The sequence below is a fragment of the Pseudomonas sp. TE3911 genome, from assembly GCF_054062775.1.
Map to the genome: position 1 here is coordinate 2,850,067 of NZ_JBSSFP010000001.1, position 22,343 is coordinate 2,872,409.

Annotated in this window: 9 protein-coding genes and 2 pseudogenes; 2 read left to right on the forward strand and 9 right to left on the reverse strand. The window is 62.6% G+C overall.

The window, feature by feature from the left end; genetic code table 11:
* Positions 1 to 51: 51 nt before the first annotated feature.
* Positions 52 to 3,231 (reverse strand): non-ribosomal peptide synthetase, encoded by a 3,180-nt coding sequence (locus ACVWXD_RS12805; RefSeq protein ID WP_457371092.1) that lies wholly within the window; start codon positions 3,229 to 3,231, stop codon positions 52 to 54.
* Positions 3,228 to 13,430: an amino acid adenylation domain-containing protein gene (locus ACVWXD_RS12810; protein WP_457371093.1), complete on the reverse strand. Its 10,203-nt coding sequence runs from the start codon at positions 13,428 to 13,430 to the stop codon at positions 3,228 to 3,230. Before ACVWXD_RS12810 ends, ACVWXD_RS12805 begins: the two co-directional genes overlap by 4 nt.
* Before the next feature lie 248 nt (positions 13,431 to 13,678).
* Here ACVWXD_RS12810 and ACVWXD_RS12815 point away from each other — a divergent pair.
* Positions 13,679 to 13,786: pseudogene (locus ACVWXD_RS12815) on the forward strand (type II toxin-antitoxin system HicB family antitoxin); the annotation flags it as partial.
* A gap of 42 nt (positions 13,787 to 13,828) precedes the next feature.
* Here ACVWXD_RS12815 and ACVWXD_RS12820 read toward each other — a convergent pair.
* The 5 genes and pseudogenes from ACVWXD_RS12820 to ACVWXD_RS12840 form a co-directional block, all read right to left on the reverse strand.
* Positions 13,829 to 15,000, reverse strand: a pseudogene (locus ACVWXD_RS12820) (MFS transporter).
* A gap of 40 nt (positions 15,001 to 15,040) precedes the next feature.
* Complete coding sequence (locus tag ACVWXD_RS12825; RefSeq protein WP_032885342.1) at positions 15,041 to 16,396, reverse strand: MATE family efflux transporter; 1,356 nt, start codon at positions 16,394 to 16,396, stop codon at positions 15,041 to 15,043.
* A gap of 158 nt (positions 16,397 to 16,554) precedes the next feature.
* A complete protein-coding gene (gene nadE / locus ACVWXD_RS12830) occupies positions 16,555 to 17,361 on the reverse strand; it encodes an ammonia-dependent NAD(+) synthetase (RefSeq protein ID WP_181644315.1) in 807 nt (268 codons plus the stop codon).
* Position 17,362: 1 nt separating this feature from the next.
* Positions 17,363 to 18,580 carry a nicotinate phosphoribosyltransferase gene (gene pncB / locus ACVWXD_RS12835; protein ID WP_032885346.1) on the reverse strand — a complete coding sequence of 406 codons (1,218 nt, stop codon included), beginning with the start codon at positions 18,578 to 18,580 and terminating at the stop codon, positions 17,363 to 17,365.
* 11 nt (positions 18,581 to 18,591) lie between these two features.
* Positions 18,592 to 19,239, reverse strand: a complete 648-nt coding sequence (locus ACVWXD_RS12840; RefSeq protein ID WP_095185973.1) for a nicotinamidase — start codon at positions 19,237 to 19,239, stop codon at positions 18,592 to 18,594.
* A 147-nt stretch (positions 19,240 to 19,386) separates the two neighbouring features.
* Here ACVWXD_RS12840 and ACVWXD_RS12845 point away from each other — a divergent pair, with 147 nt between their 5' ends.
* Complete coding sequence (locus tag ACVWXD_RS12845) at positions 19,387 to 20,079, forward strand: NUDIX hydrolase (RefSeq protein WP_099601598.1); 693 nt, start codon at positions 19,387 to 19,389, stop codon at positions 20,077 to 20,079.
* Positions 20,080 to 20,219: 140 nt separating this feature from the next.
* Here the strand turns inward: ACVWXD_RS12845 and ACVWXD_RS12850 are convergent, their stop codons facing one another.
* Both ACVWXD_RS12850 and ACVWXD_RS12855 read right to left on the reverse strand, forming a co-directional pair.
* Positions 20,220 to 20,993 (reverse strand): L-iditol 2-dehydrogenase, encoded by a 774-nt coding sequence (locus ACVWXD_RS12850; RefSeq protein WP_032885349.1) that lies wholly within the window; start codon positions 20,991 to 20,993, stop codon positions 20,220 to 20,222.
* An 18-nt stretch (positions 20,994 to 21,011) separates the two neighbouring features.
* The gene (locus tag ACVWXD_RS12855) at positions 21,012 to 22,277 is read right to left on the reverse strand and encodes an ABC transporter substrate-binding protein (protein WP_371854025.1); all 1,266 of its coding nucleotides are present in this window, start codon (positions 22,275 to 22,277) and stop codon (positions 21,012 to 21,014) included.
* Positions 22,278 to 22,343 lie beyond the last annotated feature (66 nt).

The following is a 22,343-nucleotide window of genomic DNA, read 5'->3' on the forward strand; positions in this document are numbered from 1 at the left end:
CCGTTCCAGCCATTAAACAACGGGGCTGATTGCCAGCCCCGTTTTACATCCCTACCCCTGCTCCTTGCTCGCCTGCAACTGCCGGGCCTTTTCCATAAGCGCCGCTTTCTCTTCAGGTGTCATTGCATCCATGCGCAAACGTGCCTGGGCGATTCTCTCCAACTGCCCAGCGACAGTTTCACGCTCGCGCAGCTCCCGCGCCAATGCCGCCACGCTTGGGTGATCAAACACCACACCGGGATGAATCTCGCATTGCAGCAGTTTGCGGATGCCTGCCACCAGCTTGATCACCAACAAGGAATGCCCGCCTGCGGCGAAAAAGTCCTCCTCGATGCTCAGCCGTTCCAACCCGACCAATTGGGCCATGCGCGTGGACAACAGGGTTTCAAGCGCATCCCGTGGCGCGACGTACACCGCCTGGGAAACCACAGGTTGAGCGTGCTGCAGCGCCTTGCGGTCAACCTTGCCGTTTGGCAGGCGCGGCATGCGTTCAAGGCTCACAATCTGGCGCGGCACCATGGCCGCCGGCAGATGCTGGGCCAGTTGGTTTTTCAATTGAGGCCCTACGTCCTCTGCCGTCGCCGCACGCATTACCACAAACGCTTGCGGCTCCTCTTGCACCAGCACCACCACGGCCTCACTGACCTCGGGCAAACGCAGCAACTGCGCCTCTATCTCGGCCAGCTCAATGCGGAAACCACGCACCTTGACCTGATGATCGCGACGGCCATACAGCTGCACGCCCCCCTCCACCCGATAACGGGCCAGGTCTCCCGTGCGGTAAAGGCGCTCGCCGTCCACCAGCGGGCTATGGATAAACGCGTCTGCATCCGCCTCGCCCTGCAAGTAGCCTCGGCACAGCTGGTGGCCACCGATGAACAACTCACCGAGTTCACCCGTTGCCAGCAATTGCGCGTCGGCGCCCAGTACGAAGACTTGGTTTCCGGGAAGCACGTGGGTCAGCGGCACGCCATGGGACACGTCTTCCGCAGGCAGTAACGGATGCACCATCACGCCCACTGTCGCTTCGGTGGGGCCGTAATGGTTGAACACGCGACAGTCGGGCCGCAGCTGACGAATGCGCTGCACCAGGCTCACGCCGATGGCTTCACCGCCCAGCACCAGCGTGTCAGGCAATACGGCGGTATCAGCCTCAAGCAAAGCGGCCAGGTGCGACGGCACGATTTTCAGGCAATCGATGCTGTTTTCCCGCAGGAACCCGGCGAAGCCCTGGGGATCTTGCAGGGTCGCATCGTCAGCCATATGCAAGGTCGCGCCGTTGTAGAGCGCGCCGAACAAGGCGGTGTTGCCCAGGTCCGCCGCTACCGTGGAACTAAAGGCAACGTGGCGGCAGGCGGACAGGCCCAGTTGCTGGCTGCTGCTCGCGGTGTAGTTGAGTAACGCGCCATGCTCGATCACCACGCCTTTGGGCTGGCCGGTGGAGCCGGAGGTGAACAGCACATAGGCGACGTCACGGGCCTGCACGGACACCGCCGGGGCCACCGAGGCATCCTGGGTTGATGCGCCCGGATTGAGCAGTTTGAACGCGGTCAGCGGGTCGTCCTGGCCTGGCGCATGAGTCACCAGGATCAAGCTCGCGGCGGCGTGCCCTGCGATTTCAGCCTGGCGCGCCACTGGCCATTGCGGGTCCAGCGGCAGATAGGCTGCGCCCGCACGCCAGGTGGCCAGAATGGCGACGACCAGTTCCGCCGAACGCGGCAGCGCCAGGCCCACGATCGACCCAGCGCCCACACCCTGGCGCAGTAATTCGGCACTCAAGCGCGCAGTACGGGCGTCCAGTTCAGCGTAGCTAAGGGCCTGGCCCGCAGCGACCAACGCCACGGCATCCGGCGTCTGATCAGCCCACGCAGCGATACGTTGCGGCAACAGCTGCGGCGTTTGCATGATTTGCGCCGGCGGATTCAGTGCCAGCAACCGGCTCTTTTCGTCGGCACCCAACAGGTTCAGGCGTGCAAGGGTTTCATCCGGTTTGTCGGCGATGCTGTGGAGCAACTCGCGGAGCTGGCCCAACAGCGTCTCGACGGCGGGCGCCGTATAGCGTGCGGGATTGAAGTCCAGTGATAAACCTTGAGGTTCGCCAGACGCTGCGATTTCCAACTGAAGGGCCAACTCGAATTCAGGCAGACGGGCCGGCAGGTCGCTGCCCACCCAAACCATCCCGGCCACTTCACGCGGTTCCGAAACCCACCGATTGCCAAAACCGACCGCAGGCGCGGCCTGTTGCGGGAACGACAACGGTGCCCAGTATTCCTGCCAGGTGCGGTGCTGATCCAACTGCGCGGCCAAGGTGGTCACCAGCTCACGGAAGGTGCTGGCCGGATCAATGCGAATCGCCAACGGCAGGGTTTTCTCGAACAGGCCCAGGCTGTGGCTGAAAAATTCATAGTCCAGGCGCGCATCATGCCGCCACCCCGCCAGGAATGACTCCCGACCACTGATGCGCGCCAGCAGTACCCACCAGGCGGCGTGCATCAGCACGTCCAGCGGCAACCCTGCCGTGCGCAGGCGAGCCAACAGCGATTGATCCAGTGGCACGCTCAAGCGTTCTGCCGGCAGGACTTCTGCGCACGTCAGGCGATAGGGCAAGTCTGGCCCGCTGAGCAGCCCCTCGTGCCCTTGCAGATACTGCTGCCAGTAAGCCTTAGCGGTGTCTGCGTCTTCGTCGAAGATCACCTCGCTGCGCCATTCCAGGTACTGGGAAAACTGCCCCGGCTCGTCCTCTTCAAACCCTTGCTGCCCATAAGCGGCCAACAACTCCTGCTGGATCAGGGCCAAGGTCCCGGCGTCGGCGGCGTAACGCGCCACGCCGATCAACAGTTGCCAGTGGTCCGTTTCCAGGCGCTGCAACAACGCACCGATCAGCGGCTGTTGCTGCTGCAACCACTGCTGTTGGCGTGCAATCACCTGTTGGGGCGACGCCACGTCGAGCCACTGGGTCAAGCTCACCGCTTGAGCCGGCGCAACCCGCTGGCGCAATCCGTGATAACCACTGACGGACGCAAATTGTGCACTCAATGCTTCGTGGCGCACCGCCAGGCTATCCAACGCGTGTTGCAGGCGCACCGGGTCCAGCTCGCCACGAATATCCAGTTTCAGGCAGTGGGTCAGATCCCCCCAGCTCGCCCCTTGTTGCCGTGCGTCCAGATGCTGTTGCTGCTCGACCAGCAACGCCAGTCCCGCGTCCACGGTTCCCTGTTGTGCAGTACTCATGCTCCGGCCTCTTCCTTTTCGGTCTCGCTATGCGCTAGGTGCAGCGCGCTGCGTTCAATCATTTCGCCCATTGCCACAACGATCTTGCGCGGTCCTTCGAAGGGATCACGTGCGTGGGCAGCCAGCATGTTGTCCAGCAGGATGACATCGCCCTTGTGCCAGTCGAACCGCACCGCGCAGGCTTCGTACAGCTCGCCCACCAAGGCCATGACTTCGTCTTCAATCGGCGAGCCATCGCCGTAGTACACGTGCCGAGGCATACGCTGCTCGCCGAACAGCACCAGCAAGTCTTCGCGCACATCCGGGTCCAGGCAGAAGATGTGGTGCAACTGAACCTGGTTGAAGAAGGTTTTTTCCCCCGTCACCGGGTGCCGGATGATCGCCGGGCACGGGGTGCGGATTTGCAGTTCATCGTTGTCCAGCCAGGTCCACGCGATGCCCGCTGCCCGGCAACGCGCCTCGACGTCGGCACGCACGTCGGTCTTGAAGAAGTGCTGCCAGGAAACGTCGAGCTTGTCGGCAAAGGTGCGCACGTACAGCAACCCCTTGTCCTCGAAGCGCTCGCGGATCGCCGCCGGCAACTTGAGGTACATCTGCCGGCAGTCCACCACCGGTGTGGCGCCGCCGATTGGGGATGGCTGTTCGCAGAAGAACAGCTGCTTGCGCGGCCAGCGGTCCTGATGGGAGCTTTCGTTATGGAACAGGATCATTTTCTTTTCGGGGTACGGCGTGGACCGGTAGGTGTTCTTACCGCCCTCTTTTTTCGGCAAGTCGCCATATTGGCCATAGAGGCCCGGCTGTACAGCTTCAGCAAACGCTTCGAAGTCATGAATATCGCGCAGGGCAAATCCACGGAACAGAATCCCCGCATGGCGAGCCAGTTTTTCTTCCACCAGGGCGCGGTTGTCCTTGATCCAGGCCACCAGGTCCAGGCCTGGATCAGTGGGTTCCATCAGCAATGGAAAATCCTGCCCGGGTACCAGCAGCGATTCACGCATCAACGCGCCGGCAGGCCTGTCGGTGCGGCTCTGGGATTTTTTCAGGAACTTGCCCAGCTTGTCGGCCTTGATGGCTGGCGGTACAGGCGTCGTGGTTTGTTCCAAGGTGTTGGTAGGCATGGTGATATCCCCTAATTGAATGTTCGGATCACACACAATCTGTTCAAGAATTCCCGTCCAGGCGTTGACGAATGACTCGATGCGTTGTTGTTCAAACAGGTCGCTGGCGTACTGCCAGGTACCGTGCAGGCCGCCTGCATCCTCATCGATGAACAGGGCCATATCGAACTTGGAGTAACCGCCACGAGTGGGCAGTACCTCAACCTCGATCCCGTCCATCTGGCCACCCTGCACCGGCAGGTTGTTCATCACGAACAACACCTGCACCAGTGGGTTGAAACCCCGTTGGCGCGGGCGCGGCGAGGCCTCCACAATCATGTCGAAGGGCAGGTCCTGATGATCGAAAGCGTCCAGCGCGGTGCCTTGGGTGGTGGCCAGGAAAGCGCTGAACGGTTGCTGCGCCACGAAGGTCGAGCGCAGCGGCAGAATGTTCACGAAGAAACCGATCAGACCTTCCAGCTCAGGCTGCTGGCGCCCGGCAACGTCGGCACCGACCAGCACGTCATCGCTGCCGCTGAGGCGATGCAGCAGGATCTGGAACGCGGCCAGCATCGTGCTGTAAAGCGTCACACCGGCACGCGCCGACACCGCCTTGAGCCCTTCATGCAAGGCCACGGGCAGCGTGAAACCGAGGTCGCGACCTTCATGGGTAGGCGCCTGGGGACGCGGCTGGTCGGTGGGCAGTTGCAACACGCCGCTGTGACCGGCCAGTGCCTGTTCCCAGTAACGCGCCTGCGCGGCCAGCACGCCGGTGCGTTGCAGTTGCTGTTGCCAGAGGGCGTAATCGGAATACTGGATCGGCAGCGACGGCAGCGGCTCAACGACACCCGCCTTCGCCCGGCCATAGAAGCCCACCAGTTCATTGACCAGCACCGCCATCGACCAGCCATCGGAGATGATGTGGTGCATCGAATACAGCAAAACATGTTCGGTGGGGCCCAGCTTGAGCACCTGTCCACGTAACAAAGGCGCGTGCAGCAGGCTGATGGATTGGCGGGTGTTCGCCTCAACGGCGACCGCGACCCGGCGCTGCTGTTCAGCGGGATCCAGGGACGACAGGTCCAGTAACGGCAAGTCGACCTCCACGTGCGCGGCGATGACGGCCTGCGGGTCACCCTCCTCGTCGGTGATGTAGGCCGTGCGCAGGGTTTCGTGGCGGGCAACCACCTGTGCCAGGCTGCTGACCAGCAGCGGCACCGACAACTCGCCGCGCAAGCGCACGGCCAGCGGCATGCCATAGGCGCCACTGGCCTGCGACAGCTGCTCCACTACCCATAGCCGGCGTTGCACCAGGGACAGTGTCGCGCTGGTTTTTTCGCCGTGGGCCACTAACGGGCTGCGCGTCAGCGACTTGTCCTGCCCGGTGCGGGTGGAGATCGCCGCGATAAAGTCTGCCAGTCGCGGCGCGCCAAACAGGTCACGCAGGGTCAGGTCGCAGGCCAACAGCGTCTTCAAGCGTGCGACCACTTGGGTGGCCAGTAGCGAATGCCCACCCAACTCAAAGAAGTGATCGTCCAGCCCGACCTGTTCCAGCCCCAGCACGTTTTGCCAAACCTCGGCGACCTGAATGTCCAGGGCCGTTCGGGGTGCCACATAGTGTTTTTGCCGTTGGCTGACATCCGGTTTTGGTAAGGCTTTACGGTCCAGTTTGCCGTTGGGGCTCAGGGGCAACACGTCGATCAGCATCAGGAAACTCGGCACCATGTAGTCCGGCAACGACTGACGCAACGCCGCCGTCAAGGCGTGCGCCTCCAGGGCATCCGACTGGGGCACGACATAGGCGACCAACTGCGCGCCGGTCGGCCCGTCCAGCGCAATCACCGCCGCCTCGCGCACCTGAGGCATGGCTTGCAGACAGGCTTCGATTTCACCCATCTCGATCCGGAACCCACGGATTTTCACTTGATGGTCAATGCGGCCCACGTACTCCAGGGCCGCGTTGTCGTTGTAGCGAGCCAAGTCGCCGCTGCGGTAGAGCCGCGATCCCGGCACGCCGGAGAACGGGTCCGGCAAGAAGCGTTCGGCGGTCAGCGCCGGGCGATCGAAGTAGCCCTGGGCCAAGCCCGCCGCCGCACCGATGCACAGCTCGCCGACGCCGCAGGTCGGCAGCAATTCAAACCCGCTGTCCAGCACGTACAGCGCGCGCCCGTCGATCGCCCGCCCGATGGGCATGCCAAAGGCGTCATTGGCATCTGCAAGCTGGCAGTCATGCACGCTGGAGACCACGGTGGCTTCGGTCGGGCCATAGGTGTTCACCAGACGAACGTTGCCCAACCCAGCCTCGTGCCAGGCACGTACGCCCTCCACGGCCATGGCTTCGCCGCCGACATGCACTTGGCGCAAGTTGCCCAGGGCGCGGCCATCGACGGCGCACTCCTTGGCCAGCAAGTACCAATAGGCCGCGGGTAAGTCGGCCAGGGTCACGCCCTGCTCGACGATTTGCTGCGCCAGCAACCCGGCGTCCCACAGCTCATCGCCGCGCATGATCAGCGCCGCGCCGATGCACAGCGGCGGGTAGCATTGCTCGACAAACCCGTCGAAGCTGAACGTCGCAAATTGCAGCACGCGGTCGGCAGGCGTCAGCGCACTGTAATCGGCCGCTGTGTCGCAGAACTGGTCGAGTGCAGCATGGTCGATGGCCACACCCTTGGGTTGGCCGGTGGAGCCTGAGGTGTAGATCACATAAGCGAGGTCGGCGGCAGTGGCGCGGTTCGGTGGATTGGTCAACGGGTAGCCCGCCAGCTCTTCACCCTGTGCGCTGAACTCCACACGTTTGAGCCCATGGGGCAGCGGCAGATCAGCCAGCAAGCCGGTCTCGCTGAGCAACAGGTTCAGACGGCTGTCTGCCAACATGTAGCTCAGGCGCTCGGCTGGGTAGTTGGGGTCCAGCGGTACGTAGGCCGCGCCACTTTTGAGGACGGCCAGCAGGCTGACGATCAACTGCGGGCCACGCCGGGAAACCAGGCCTACCCGTTGGCCCGGGCCGACACCCTGCTCCAGCAGGCGGTGAGCCAGACGGTTAGCCCGCTGATTGAGCTGGGCGTAACTCAGGCGTTCACTGCCTGCCTGAACCGCCAACGCATCAGGGGTGGCTTGGGCTTGGGTGGCGATGCGCTCATGCACACGCATTGGCCGCGGCGCAGTACCAGGGGATTGGCTGATGGCGAGCAGCGAGGCTTGCGTGCTGTTGTCCAGCAGTTGCAGGGTGCCGAGTGGCGCGTGGATATCCGCCACCCATTGCGCCAGCAGGTGCTGCAGGTTGGCGCTCAATTGCGCGACGTGTTGCTCGGTGAACCGCGCCCGGTCGTAGCTGAACTCCAGGCGCAAGCCAGTCCCCAGTTCGATGCCCAGGGTCAACGGGTAGTGGGTGCGCTCATGGTTGTGCATCTTGCCGAAGGTCAGGCCCGCTGGCGCGCCTTGCTTGAGCGCTTCGGCTACCGGGAAGTTTTCAAACACCAGCAAGGTGTCGAACAGTGCGGCACCTTGTTGACCGGCCCAGCCCTGGATGTCGTAAAGCGGTACGTGTTCATGGTCGCGCAGGCTGAGGTTCAGCGCTTGCAGCTCCGCGAGCCAGGTGGCGGCGGACTGGGCCGGCGAGGCCGCGCTGATGATCGGCAACGTGTTGATAAACAGGCCCAGTTGCTGCTCGATACCCGGCAACGGCGCCGAACGCCCGGCAACAGTGGCACCGAAAGCCACGCAATCCTGGCCGGTGTAGCGTTGCAGCAAGAGGCTCCAGGCGCCTTGCAGCAGGGTGTTGAGGGTGACTTTGTGCTGGCGCGCGCAATCGCCGAGCGCGCGGGTGAACTGGCTGTCCAGGGTGGTGTGATGGTCGGCCATGCCCGCCCCTTCGACCGGCACGCGCAGTGCTTCAGCCAGCAGGGTTGGGGCTTGCAACGGTGCCAGGGCTTCGCGCCAGAACACTTCGCCCGAGGCTTGCTGCTTCAGCCAACCCAAGTAATCGCGGAACTGCCCCAACGGTGCGGGCAAAACGTGGCCTGCGTAGTCGGCAATGACTTCGCCGAGCAACTGGGCATTGCTCCAGCCATCCATGAGGATGTGATGGCTGGTGAAAATCATGTGCCAGCCCGTACCGGCACCGCGCACCAACATCAGGCGAAACAGGGGCGCCGCGTTCAACTCAAAACCGCGCTGACGCTCGGCGTCGGCCAAGGCGTCGAGGTCAGCATGCGGGTCTTCGATCACGTGCAGCTGCAAATCGCCCTGGCGCTGGATCACTTGATGGGCGCTGTCCAGGCCGAGCCAGTGGAAGCTGCTGCGCAAAATGTCATGCCGATCCAGCGCCGCCTGCCAGGCACGACCAAAGCTCAGCAGATCGAGGCCTTCAATGTCCAGGCGCAACTGGTTGATATAGGCCTGGGCTTCAGGCTCGTACAGGGTGTGGAACAGCATGCCTTGCTGCATGGGCGACAGCGGGTAGATATCGGCGATGGCCGGGCCGGCCACGGGCAAATCATCCAATTGCTGTTGGGTCAGGGTTGCCAGCGCAAAGTCCGACGGCGTCACCTGCCCGGCGGGTGTATCGCAGCAGTGCCGGATCAAGGCGTTGAGTTCGGCGGTGTAATCATCCGCCAGGCGCTGGATGGTCGACGCCTGGAACATCTCGCGGCTGAACCCCCATTGCAGCGCCAGTTCGCCGCCATACACCTGCCCTTCCACCGTCAGCCAGTTGGCCAATGGCGCTTCGGGGTCTTGGGCCTGGCCGCTGCCTTGCGTGGCGGGCACGAACAATGCGGACTCATCGAACTGGCGATCGAACTGGCCGAGGTAGTTGAACGTGATGCGCGGCGCGGCCAGGCCCGCAAGGGCTTCACGCACCTGAGGCGCCGCCAGGTAGCGCAGCAGGCCGTAGCCCAGCCCCTTGTCGGGCACGGCACGCAGTTGCTCCTTGACCGACTTGATCGCGGTCGACAGCTCGCCGTCCGCCTGCAGACGTACAGGGAACAGGCTGGTAAACCAGCCAACAGTGCGGGTGAGGTCGACGGCGTCGAACAGATCTTCGCGACCGTGGCCTTCCAGTTGGATCAGCGCCGCAGCCTGCCCGCTCCACCGGCTGACTACCCGCGCCAACGCCGTCAGCAACAGGTCGTTGACCTGAGTGCGATAAGCCGCTGGCGCGTCTTGCAGCAACTGGCGGGTTTGCTCGACGTTGAGGCGGGATTCAAGCTTGCAGCCCAAGCGGTTTTGCAGCCCGCCGTGGGGGTTGTCGCACGGCAGCTCGGCGTCGACGGACTGCGCCTGCCAGTAAGGCAGTTGTTCGCTGAGGGTTTGCGCGTGGGTGTGCAGTTGGTTCGCCCAGATTTGGTAGGCACTGGTCTTGGCCGGCAAGGATGCCTGGCGGTAAGCCTGTTGCAGGTCTTCCAGCAGGATGCGCCATGAAACCCCATCCACCACCAGGTGATGCACCACCAACAGCAAGCGCTGGGTGCCATCGGCCATGGAGACGAGGGCGGCGCGCAGCAGCGGGCCTTGCGTCAGGTCGAGGCTGCGCTGGGCTTCGTCGCATAGCGCGGCCAGTTGCGTATCGTCGGTGGCATGGGAGTGCCACAGCGCAGGCTCGTCGACGGGCGCAGCGTGGGTTTGCTGCCAGCCGTCGGGACGCTGCACAAAACGCAGGCGCAGGGCGTCGTGGTGGTTAATCAACTGCGTCAGCGCCGCTTCCAGGCGCACCGGGTCCAGGGCCTCGCGCGGGGTCAACAACAAGGATTGGTTCCAGTGGTGACGTGCCGGGATGGCCTGGGCGAAAAAGCTGTGCTGTACCGGCGTCAGCAGCACCTCGCCGCTGACCGGGCCTTGGTCGATAACGCTGGCCTGCTCAAAGGTGGCGACGAGGGCCAGGCTGCGCACGCTCTGGTACTGGAACAGGTCGCGCGGGCTGAGGCGAATCCCCGCCTGGCGCGCACGGCTGACCACTTGGATGGAGATGATCGAATCTCCACCCAACTCGAAAAAGTTGTCTTCCAGGCCGACCTGCTCGACGCCGAGTACGTCGCTCCAAATCGCTGCCAGGGCTTGTTGCAGTGGGTTTTGCGGGGCGATGTAGGCTTGTTGCGGCGCGGCATCCGGCAGCGGCAGCGCTTTGCGGTCGAGCTTGCCGTTGGCGGTCACCGGCAGCTTGGCCAGGTGCACCATGTGGGTGGGCACCATGTATTCCGGCAGGCTGCTGAGCAGCCAGGCCTTGAGGTCGGTCGGCGCTTCACCTTCCAGCACCAGGTAGGCCACCAATTGCTTGCCGCCCTGCACCAGCACCACCGCCTCACGCACGCCTGGGTGTTGCATCAGGCGCGTCTCGATTTCTCCCAACTCGATGCGCAGGCCGCGCAGCTTGACCTGATGGTCGAGCCGACCAAGGTAGTCGATCACGCCATCCTCACGCTGGCGCACGCGGTCACCCGTACGGTACAGACGCGCACCGTCACCGAAAGGGCTGGGCACGAAACGCTCGGCGGTCAGCGCCGGGCGACGGTGGTAACTGCGGGCCAGGCCGGTGCCGCCCAGGTACAGCTCGCCGGACACGCCGGCGGGCACCGGGTTGAGCTGCGCGTCGAGCACGTAGGTGCCAAGGTTGGCGATGGGGCGGCCAATGGGCACGGCGTCACGGCCTTCGTCGACGCAGGTCCAGTGGGTCACGTCGATGGCCGCTTCGGTCGGGCCATAGAGGTTGAACAACCCTGCCTGGGGAAGCTTGGCGAAGACTTGCAGTTGCGCATCCAGTGGCAAGGCTTCGCCGCTGCACACGATGCGCTTGAGGCTGGTGCAGCCCTGTACGCCCGGCTCATGGATAAACGCCTGGAGCATGGACGGTACGAAGTGCAAGGTGGTGATGCCGTGCTGGCCGATGGTCTCGATCAGACGCGCCGGCTCGCGGTGTTCGCCAGGGGCCGCGACTACCAGGCGCGCGCCGGTCATCAGCGGCCAGAAGAATTCCCACACCGACACGTCAAAGCTGAACGGAGTTTTTTGCAGTACCGCATCGCTGGCGTCCAGGCCGTAGGCTTGCTGCATCCAGCACAAACGGTTGACCAGCGCGCGGTGGCTGTTACCGGCACCCTTGGGCTTGCCGGTGGAACCGGAGGTGTAGATCACATAGGCCAGGTTCAGCCCGTGGATGCCTACGGCGGGCGATGCGCTGCTGTATCCGTCAAGCCAGCCAGGCGCCTGGTCCAAGGTGATCACCTGGATGCCCTCGGTGGGCAGCGACGGTACCAGGCTGTGCTGGCTGAGCAGCAGTTGGATGCCGCTGTCTTCGATCATGTAGGCCAGGCGTTCCTGGGGGTATTCAGGGTCAAGCGGGACGTAAGCGCCGCCGGCCTTGAGAATGGCCAGCAGGCCAACGACCATTTCCACGGAGCGCTCGACGCAGATCCCCACCAATGCATCGGGACCGACGCCCTGTTCGCGTAAGGCGTGAGCCAACTGGTTGGCACGGGCATCGAGCTGGGCGTAGGTCAGCGTTTGGGCACCAAACACCAGTGCCGGAGCGTGGGGTGTGGCCTGGACCTGGTCTTCGATCAGTTGATGAATGCCACGCTCAGTCGGATATGCCTCTGCGGTTTGATTCCAGGCCTCAACCAGCACCTGCTTCTCCTGGGTAGCCAGCATCGGCAACTCGCCGACGCGCTGCTCGCCATCGGCAACCATGGCCTGCAACAGGCTGATCCAGTGCCGGGCCATACGCGCGATGGACGGCGCGTCAAACAGGTCGTTGGCGTACGTCAGCGCGGCGTGCAGGGTGCCGGATTTTTCATACGTGTCGAGGGTCAGGTCGAACTGGGTGGTACGGCCTTGCCACTCCACCAACGCCAGCTCCAGGCCGGAGGCGGTACTGACCGATGCAATATCGGCCACCACCGGCTGGTGGTTGTACATCACTTGGAACAGCGGCGTATGGCTGAGGCTGCGCTCGACTTTCAGGGCTTCCACCAGACGCTCGAACGGCAGTTCCTGATGGGCCTGGGCGCCGAGGGCGTGCTCTTTGATGCCTTGCAGCAGCTCAGCAACACGGGTTTGCCCGGTCAGCTCGGTACGCAACACCTGGGTGTTGACGAAAAACCCGATCAGCCCTTCGACTTCACTGCGGTTACGGTTGGCAATCGGCACGCCGACGCGGATATCGCTCTGGCCGGTGTAGCGGTGCAGCAGCACATTAAAGGCACCGAGCAACAGCATGAACAGCGTGACGTTGTGCTTTTGCGCACAGGCGCGCAGTTGCGCCGCCAGTGCCGGCTCAATCGCGAAGTTATGGCGGGTGCCCTGATAGCTGGGCATGGCCGGGCGCGGACGGTCCGTCGGCAGTTCCAGCACCGGGTGCTCATCGCCCAGGCGCGCCTGCCAGTACTCCAATTGACGGGCCTGCTCCCCCGCTTCCAACCAGCGGCGTTGCCACAGGGCGTAGTCGCTGTATTGGATCGGCAGCGCCGGCAATTGCGGTGCCTCGTTGCGCTCATGGGCGTCGTAAAAGCGGATGAACTCGTCGATCAGCACGTTCATCGACCAACCGTCGGAGACGATGTGGTGCAGGGTCAGCAGCAGGACATGCTCCTGGGCGCCAAGCTTGAGCAATTGCACACGCAGCAGCGGGCCGTGCTCCAGGTCGAATGGCAGCAGCGACTGGCGGGTGGCTGCGTCATTCACTGCCTGCTCGCGTTCCGCCGGGGCCAGGTCAGTCAGGTCGAGTTGCTCAACGGCCAATGAGGGTTGAACGGCGACTTGCAACAGGCGCTCATCGGCCTGGCGCTGGAACACCGTACGCAGGGTCTCGTGACGCGCCACCAGGCTGGCGAATGCCTGCTCCATCGCGCTTAAGCTCAGCGCTCCATTGAGTCTCACCGCCCCCGGCAGGTTGTAAGCGCCGCTGGCCGGGTCCAATTGCCACAGGAACCACATGCGTTGCTGTGCATAGGACAGTGCCTGACGGTCCTCCACCTCCACCCCGGCTGGAATCGGAAACCGGGAGAAATCCACCCCTTCTTTCTGCAGTGCTTGCAGGAACAGCTGGCGTTTTTCCAGGGGCAACCCGATAAACCGGCGAGCAAGTTTCAAGGAGTCTTCAGCATTCATTTGTTGGAGTCCGGAGCAATAGGCAGGAAGCACAAAGGCACGTCGTCCCTATAAAACGAACCGGAGAGGGAAAAATTAGCGGCGGGTGGAGGGGTTGGCGCGAGGGGTCATCAAGGGTTACGTCAATCCCGGGAACCCCATGCAAAAGCGAGAATGATCACGTTGCACAGGCCCGGCCCCGGCAATGCACTGAAGCACTGCCTTCGGCGCCGAATCATCGAACCATTGCGTTCAGGAGAACTGATTACGTGAACAACCAACTCAAACGAAAAGCCTGCATCGGCTCCATAGAGGCCAGCCTTGAAGGTAACTGCCTGTTCGGCAAGATCCTGTTCATCAAGGCGCTGAACGCATTCCTGCAACATCACAGCACAGAGGCATGCTCAGCGATGGGTTGATCAACCCAACCGCCGGTACCCCAACACCGCCGAGCCCAACACCACCGCGCCCGCCGCCAACGCCACCCAGAACCCGCTGGCGGCGCCGAAGTGGTCGATCATCCAGCGGAGCTGGCGGCACCAATGGCCACGCCGATGCTGAGGCCGGTGATCAGCCACGTCATGCCTTCGGTCAGGCGGCTGGCGGGGACGATACGCTCCACCAGCGCCATGGACACGATCAGGGTCGGGGCAAAGAACAGGCCGGAGATAAAGATCGCCACCGCCAGGCCTGGAATGTTGGTGACCAGCAGCAACGGCAAGGTGGTCAACGCCGTGGCCACGCCGCAGAACAGAAACTGGCGCGGCAGCGGCGCCTTGAGCTTGAGAGTGCCGAAGGCGAGTCCCGCCAGACACGAACCGATGGCGTACACCGAGAGCACGATGCTCGCCGCCGCCGGCTGACCCTGGTGTTGGGCAAAGGCCACGCTGACCACATCCACCACACCCACGATCACGCCCATGGCCAGCAAGAGGATCATCAGGATCAATACCGACGGTGACGCGATCAGCCAGCCGGCATGGTGATCGTGGTGCTCATGCACCTGGGGTTCGGTCGCTCGTTGCAGGACGAACGTGGTGACGCCCACCGCCAGCAACAAAGCGGCCACCAGCGGCCCGGCTTCGGGGAATAGCACCACACTCAAGCCCACCGAAATCGGCGGGCCGACGATAAAGCACACCTCATCCAGCACCGACTCCAGGGCAAAGGCGGTTTGCAGCTTGGGCTGACCTCGGTACAACTCGGTCCAACGGGCCCGCACCATCGCCGACATGTTCGGCATGCAACCGGCCAAGGCGGCAGACAGGAACAGCGTCCAGGTCGGCGCCTGCAACCGCGTGCACAGCAACAGCATCAGCAGCGCCCCGCCACCGATCAACGCGGCAATCGGCAGCACCCGGCCTTGGCTGTAGCGGTCCACCAGCCGTGATACCTGTGGCGCGCAAATCGCCGTAGCCAACGCGAATACCGCCGCCACCGAGCCTGCCAGGCCGTAGCCGCCATGCACCTGGGAAAGCATGGTGATAATGCCGATACCGGTCATGGACACCGGCATACGCGCCAGCATGCCGGCCAATACGAAGGCCCGGGCGCCAGGGACTTGGAATAACTCGGCGTAGGGGTTTGCCATGACTTAAACGCCTTCTGTCCTTAAATTGCGCATCCTTTTATCACACCAACCGCTTGATCTGTTTATGCCGCCACACCAACCGGTAATACGCGGTCTGCAACCCCAGCATCGCCAGGTACGTCACCGGAAACGCCATCCAAACGCCTTCCAGGCCGAAGTGCGCATTCAGCAGGTACGCCATCGGCAGCTCTACACACAGCACGCAGAAGATCGAGATCGCCACCGGCATCAGCACCACGCCGCTGGCACGCATGATCCCGCCGATCACGGCCTGGAAGCCGAACACGAGGATGCTCCACAGCATGATGTGCAGCAGGTGCTCGGCATTCACGCGTGCGGCGTCATCGGTGATGAACAGCCCGAGCAACCAGTGGGATAACAAGTAGCCCAGCACAATCAGGCCACCGGTGAGACAGGTGTTGATCAGCAACCCGGTACGAAGAATCGGCCCGATGCGCTCCAGGCGCCCGGCGCCAATCGCCTGGGCGCCGAGGATCGAGGCAGTGATGGCAATCGACAGGGCCGGAAACTGCACGTAGTTGACGATCTGCGTCACCGCCCCATAGGCCGCCGTAGCCTGGGAACCATGGCTATTGACCAACGCCAGGATGACCAGCTCCGAGAGCGACAGCACCACCATCTGCAAGCCGGTGGGCAGGCCGATACGCAGGACTTTACCGAGGATGACGCGGTCCAGGCGCAAGGCCGCGAGCAGTTCGCGATCCGGCGCCATCACGTGGTTTTTATGGCGCAGGCGCAGGACCAGAAACAGCATCGCCGAGGCATTCCCCACCAGGCCCGCGTACACCGCGCTCTGGATGCCCAAGGGCGGCAGGCCGATCCAGCCGCGAATCAAAGCCGGGGTCAGCAACAGGCCGACCAGGGTCGAGACCATCAACGCGAGCAAGGGCGAAATCGTATCGCTGACGCCCCGCAGCAATTGGGTGTAAAGGATGAAGACCAGCAACAGCGGCATGATCAGCATCATCATCTGGGCATAGCCGACTGCGTCGTCGAGCACGTCAACCGGCGTGCCCAATGCCTGCAACGCCGGGCGCGCAAACAGACTGCCCAACACCGCCGCGATCAAGCCCACCAGCGCGCCAAGGGTCAGCGTCGCGCCGGTAATCGACTTGACCATCGCGGTTTCCTGGGCACCCCAGGCCTGCCCGATCAACACCGACGCACCCGCCCCCAGGCCGATCACCAGGGCAATGAAGAAAAACACGATGGGGAACATCCCCGACACCGCCGCCAGGGCCTGAGTGCCGAGCATCTGCCCGACATAAATGCCGTTGAGCGTGCCGGAAAAACTCTGCAGGAAGTTGGACAGCACCATCGGTGCCAGAAAGATCAGATAGACCTGCCACAGCGGGCGTTGCAAAGGGCTTTGCATGAGAAACGGGGCCTCGAAGAACTAAAGCGTCCGAGGTTTATACCGCATGTGGATCCAATGTTCCTGCGGTTTATCGAGGCATGCCGTCGAACAGTGGGCAACCTGAATGGGCAACTGTTTTTTTGTCGTGAGCAAGCTCGCCCCGCTCACGACAAAGGCTATGGCGCAACCGGCAGCGCACGCTTGTGTGCGGTCTTGAGATAGGCCGATTCAACGATGTCCCTCACCCGCTCACTCACCGGCTCGCCCATCAGGTACGCATCGATCTCTTCGTACGTGCAGCCATAAGCCTGTTCATCCAGCTTGCCCGGTGCCAGTTCTTCGAGGTCGGCTGTGGGCTGCTTGTGCACCAGGTTCGTCGGTGCCCCAAGGGAACTGGCCAACAGGCGCACCTGGGTTTTGGTCAGTCCGGACAATGGCGCCAGGTCGCAGGCGCCGTCACCGAACTTGGTGAAAAACCCCATCAGAGCTTCGGCGCCATGGTCGGTGCCGACCACCAGGCCATTGTGCAAGTTGGCCACGGCATACTGCGCGATCATGCGGGTGCGGGCCTTGACGTTGCCTTTGATGAAGTCCACTTGTGCGGCGCTGGCGTCGGTGGCGGTGAGGCTGGCCATCAGGCCGTCGACGCTGGCGGCGATGTTCAGGGTGTCGATGTGGTCCGGAGTGATGAAATCCAGCGAGGCCTGGGCGTCGCGCTCATCGGCCTGGGTCTTGTAGGGCAGGCGCATGGCGATAAAGCGCGCGGCGTAATCCTCTGCCCGCAGTTGCTCAACCGCCAACTGGCACAGGCGGCCGGCGGTCAGGGAATCCACGCCACCGCTGATGCCCAGCACCAGGGCTTTGCAGCCCGACTGGCGCAACGTGGTCTTGATGAAATCGATGCGCCGTTGGATTTCCCTGGCCTCACCGCCCTTCACCAGTTGCCGGTTGATATTCAGTTCCTGCGCGATACGGTCTTGCATGTCACACCTCCACGTTGCCGACATTGAATACCTTCGCTGCGTACTGCAAAAACGAGGGGTCTTCGCAGACGTTCTTCACCGGGTCATCGGAGAACTTCACCACCGGTTCGCCGTGCACCCGTACCAGCTTCATAACGATGCTCAGCGGTTCGACGCCGTCCACATCGCAAGCAAGGCTGGTGCCCATGCCGAAACCGAACTTGGCCTTGCCACGGATGTGCCGCAGGATCGGCAGGCATTTTTCGAAGTTCAGGCCGTCGGAGAACATCAGGTCCTTGGTCATCGGGTCGATGCCCAGCTGTTTGTAGCGAGCCAGCACCTTGTCGGCCCAGGCGATGGGGTCACCGGAGTCCTGGCGCAGGCCGTCGTAGAGCTTGGCGAAGTACAGGTCGAAGTCCTTGAGGAAAAAGTCGGTGCTGATGCAGTCGGTCAAGGCGATGCCGAGACGGCCACGGTATTCATGCACCCAGTTCTCCAGGGCGGCGTTCTGGCTTTCGCGCAAGCGCCCCAATTGCTGGTGCACCATCAGCCATTGGTGGGCCATGGTGCCGATCAGCGGCAAGTCGAATTCATACGCCAGGTGCGCGTTGCTGGTGCCAACGAACTGGCCGGGGAAGTCGCGGCGCATGATGTCCACCACTTCGCGCTGGGCCTTGAAGGACAGACGGCGACGGGTCGAGAAGTCGGAGACGCGCAGGTCGGCCAACTCGTCGCGGCTGAGGTTTTTCTCCAGCCAGTCGAACTTCTGGTACAGCTTGCGGGTGACGTCTTCCAGGGTCACATCCGGGTATTTGTCGCGGTTGCGCAGTTCGCTGACCAACGCGAGCACCGGCTGTTCGAACATGATGCAGTGCAGCATCGGGCCGACCACGCGGATGTTCAATTGGCCATCGACTTCGCTGACGTGGATATAACGCAGGTTGAAGCGGAACAGGCCCAGGAAGCGCTCGTAGTCCGGGGTGAGGTACTCGCGAAAGCGTGGGTTGAACAGAAAGCGCAGCTCGCCTTCACGCACCTGCAGGCTGGCGAGTTTGTCCAACTCGGCGCGCAACTGCGGGATCAAGTGGCCGAGTTTTTCCTTGGAGCGGACGATGAAGTTGTATTCCACATCGACGTTGGGGTACTGGTGCAACACCGCCTGCATCATGGTGAAGGTGTAGTAGTCGGTGTCGAGCAGGCCCTGGATCACCGGGGCGTCGTAGTCGTAGGCACTTTCCATGGTAAATCTCCTTAACGCGTGGCCATCGCGGCCAGTTCTTCGCGGGTGCGGCTGATGCCAGCACCAGCCTTGAGCAACTCGTTGACAGCCTGTACGCCGCCCTCCTCGCTGATACCGCGGCACGCCGGCAGGTGCAGCACGACTTCCAGGCCGGCCTTGAGCAATTGCAGTGCGGTGGTTTTGACACAGTAGTCCAGGGCCAGACCGCCAACGATCACACGGGTGACACCTTGAGCCTTGAGGTACTCGATGACTCCGGTGGACAGCTTGTCGTGCAGGTCGTGGTAGCAAGCACCGTAGGGGTGCAGGTCGGGCTCGACGCCTTTCCAGATGAAGTAGTCGTAGTCATAGGGCGTGGGCAGTTCGTCGAGCAACGTGAAACCTTCAGTGCCCGGTACGCAGTGGCTGACCCATGTGAGGTCGGCGTGGGTCAGGCCGGTGGGTTGCAGCATCTCGCTGGGCTGCGCGACCACCCAGGGTGCTTGCGGGGTGTGGGCGTCCTTGCTGCCGACGCGATAGCCGGCGAGGCTGGCCATGTAGTTGAGTTCGGCACCGATCTGGTCACCACCGGCCACAGGCAATTCGTTGGGGCACAGCGGCGTGAAGCTCTTCTGAGGATCGACATCGAAAGAAGCAAGGGCAGTTTTCGCAAGGGTCATGGCTGTTCTCCTGTGGCCTGGAAACAAAAGTACACGTCATGTACTTTCATTGCAAGAAACATTTATTTATCTATTCGCCTTCAAGCACATGACATATCTTTTCGATCCGTTAGACTGAGCCCTCTTCGCCGTTCAGAAGGATTTCATATGCCACTTAGCGCCTACCTCCACACCGTCGACCTCTGCGTACTTTTTTACTGCCGCGCAACTGGGGAACTGAAACTGTTGCTGAACAAGCGCGACGCCGAGCCCTTCGCCGGGCATTGGGCGTTGCCGGGCGTGGTGGTGAATGGCGGCGTGCAAGATCTGAGCCTCCAGGATGCGGTGGAACGCTTGCGAACCAGCGACAAGGTCGGTCTGGAGCTGGCCTGGAGCGAGCAAGTGGGCACGGTGGGCGATGCGTTTCGCGACCCGCGTTGCTGGTCGTCATCAACGTACTACTTGGCGATCGTCGCGGATGAGGTGCAACTGGGGGAGCATCAAGGCTGGTTTGGGTTGAGGGCGGTGGCGGACGGCAGCATCAAGTTGCCGTTCGATCACAACAGCATCGTCGCGGCCGTGCAGGAGCGGTTGTTCTCCAAGTCGCTGTACAGCAGCTTGCCGCTGATGTTCCTGGGCAATGAGTTCAGCGCGCCGGAGGCGACCACGATCTTTTCCCTGGTGCTGGAGCGGCCGGTGCTCAAGACCAGTATTCGCCAGCGCTTGTTGAAGCTGACGGAGGCGGGATATTTGCGCGAGACGGGGCGCAAGAAGCATGGCGAGGGAGGCAGGCCTCAGGCGACGGTGGAGAACTTGAAGCCTGGGGCGGTTTACTTCTTTGATCGCAGTTTTGCCGACTAAGCACCCTTTTCAAGCGCGATGAGGTTCAAATGTGGGAGGGGGCTTGCTCCCGATAGCAGTGTGACAGTCCGCAAATAAAGTGACTGATCCTCCGCTATCGGGAGCAAGCCCCCTCCCCCAGTTTTGATTGGGGTATGGCTTTAGCTCATCCAATTGCCGCCGTCGACGTTGTAGGTCTGGGCCACCACATAATCAGCCTCCTTCGACGCCAGGAAGATTGCCATTCCGGTGAGGTCTTCAGCCGTACCCATCCGCCCAAACGGCACCTCTGCCCCCACCCGCCGCTTCTTCTCGCCAGGCGCCAGCCCTTCATGCTTGGCGAACAGCGCATCTACCCCGTCCCAATGCTCTCCATCCACCACACCGGGGGCAATGGCGTTGACGTTGATCCCTTGCTTGATCAGGTTCAACCCCGCCGATTGCGTAAGGCTGATCACCGCTGCCTTGGTCGCGCAGTACACCGCCACCAACGCCTCACCGCGCCGCCCGGCCTGGCTGGCCATGTTGATGATTTTGCCGCCGTGGCCCTGGCGGATCATTTGCCGGGCCGCGGCCTGCAAGGTGAACAGCGTGCCGGCGACATTGATCGCGAACAGCCGCTCGAAGCTATCGCGGGTGATGTCGACGATGGGCGCCAGGTCGAACAGCGCTGCGTTGTTGACCAGGATATCCAACTTCCCGACATGAGCCACCACGGCGGCAATCGCGCCATCGATGGAGGCTTGGTCAGTGACATCCATCGCGACCGCGTAGGCCTGAGGACCCAGCTCGGCGGCAGTTTGCTGGGCGCGTTGCAGGTTGATGTCGGCAATGGCAACCGTCGCGCCTTCATTGATGTAGGCCAGGGCAAACGCGCGGCCAATCCCGCGCGCCGATCCAGTGATCAGCGCGCTTTTACCTTCCAGTCGTTTCATGGGTGTTGTCCGTCAAGGTTACTTGGGATAGCCGGCGCGTTTCATTTCGCGCTCGGTAGTGGACTGCGCCTGCAACAAGGCCTGGTCAACCGTCATGCCACCGGTAAGCGCCGCTGAAAACAGCTTGCCGACCGAGGTGCCGATGGCCTGGAACTCGGGGATGGTCACGTATTGGATGCCCACGTACGGCACCGGTTTGGCTGAAGGATGGGCGGGGTCGGCGTGTTTCATCATCTCCAGCGTCACCTGGGCAAACGGCGCGGCCTTGAGGTAAGCCTCGTTGTAAGTGGATTGGCGCGTGCCCGGCGGTACGTTGGTGATGCCCTCTTTATCGGCGACCAGTTGGATGTAGTCCTTGGAAGTGGCCCAGGTGATAAAGGCCTTGGCGGCGTCCTTGTGCTTGGAAGTGGCCGGGATCGCCAGGGACCAGGCGTAGAGCCAGGATGAACCTTTGTCGGTCACCTCAGTAGGCGCGGCAGCGAAACCGACGCTGTCGGCAACCTTGCTCTGGCTGGTATCGGTGGTGAAGGAACCGGCGACGCTGGCGTCGACCCAGATCGCGCACTTACCACTGTTGAACAGCGCCAAGGTCTCGTTGAACCCGTTGCTCGACACGCCTGGCGGGCCGTATTGCTTGAGGGTATTGACGTAGAAGTTGGCGGCGGCGGTCCATTCGGGGCTGGTCAGCTCGGGCTTCCATTGTTCGTCGAACCAGCGCGCACCAAAGGCGTTGGCCATGGTACTCAACAGCGCGATGTTCTCCCCCCAGCCGGCCTTGCCCCGCAGGCACATGCCGTACTGACCCTTGTCCTTGGCGGTGAGTTTGGCGGCGAACTCGCCGAGTTGGGTCCAGGTGGGATGCGCGGGCATGCTCAGGCCGGCGCTCTTGAACAGGTCAGTGCGGTAGTAGGTGACGGTGCTTTCGCCGTAGAACGGCAAGGCGTAGAGAGTGTTATTGACCGACAGGCCCTGGCGCACTGAGGGGAAGATATCGTCGGCGTCGTAATCGGCCGGCAGCTCGGTCAACGGTTCCAGCCATTGTTTGGCGCCCCACAACGGGGTTTCGTAGGTGCCGATGGTCAGCACATCGAACTGCCCGCCCTGGGTGGCGATATCGGTGGTGAGGCGTTGGCGCAGAACGTTTTCTTCAAGCACTACCCAGTTAAGTTTGATGCCAGGGTGCTGCTCTTCGAACACCTTGGACAGGCGCTGCATGCGGATCATGTCGCTGTTGTTGACCGTGGCGATGGTCACGGTGTCGGCCGCATGGCCGGGTATAGCCATAGCCAGGCCGGACAGCAGTAACAGTGCTTTTGGAAGCGTTAACATGGCGGTTTCCACCTGTTGTTT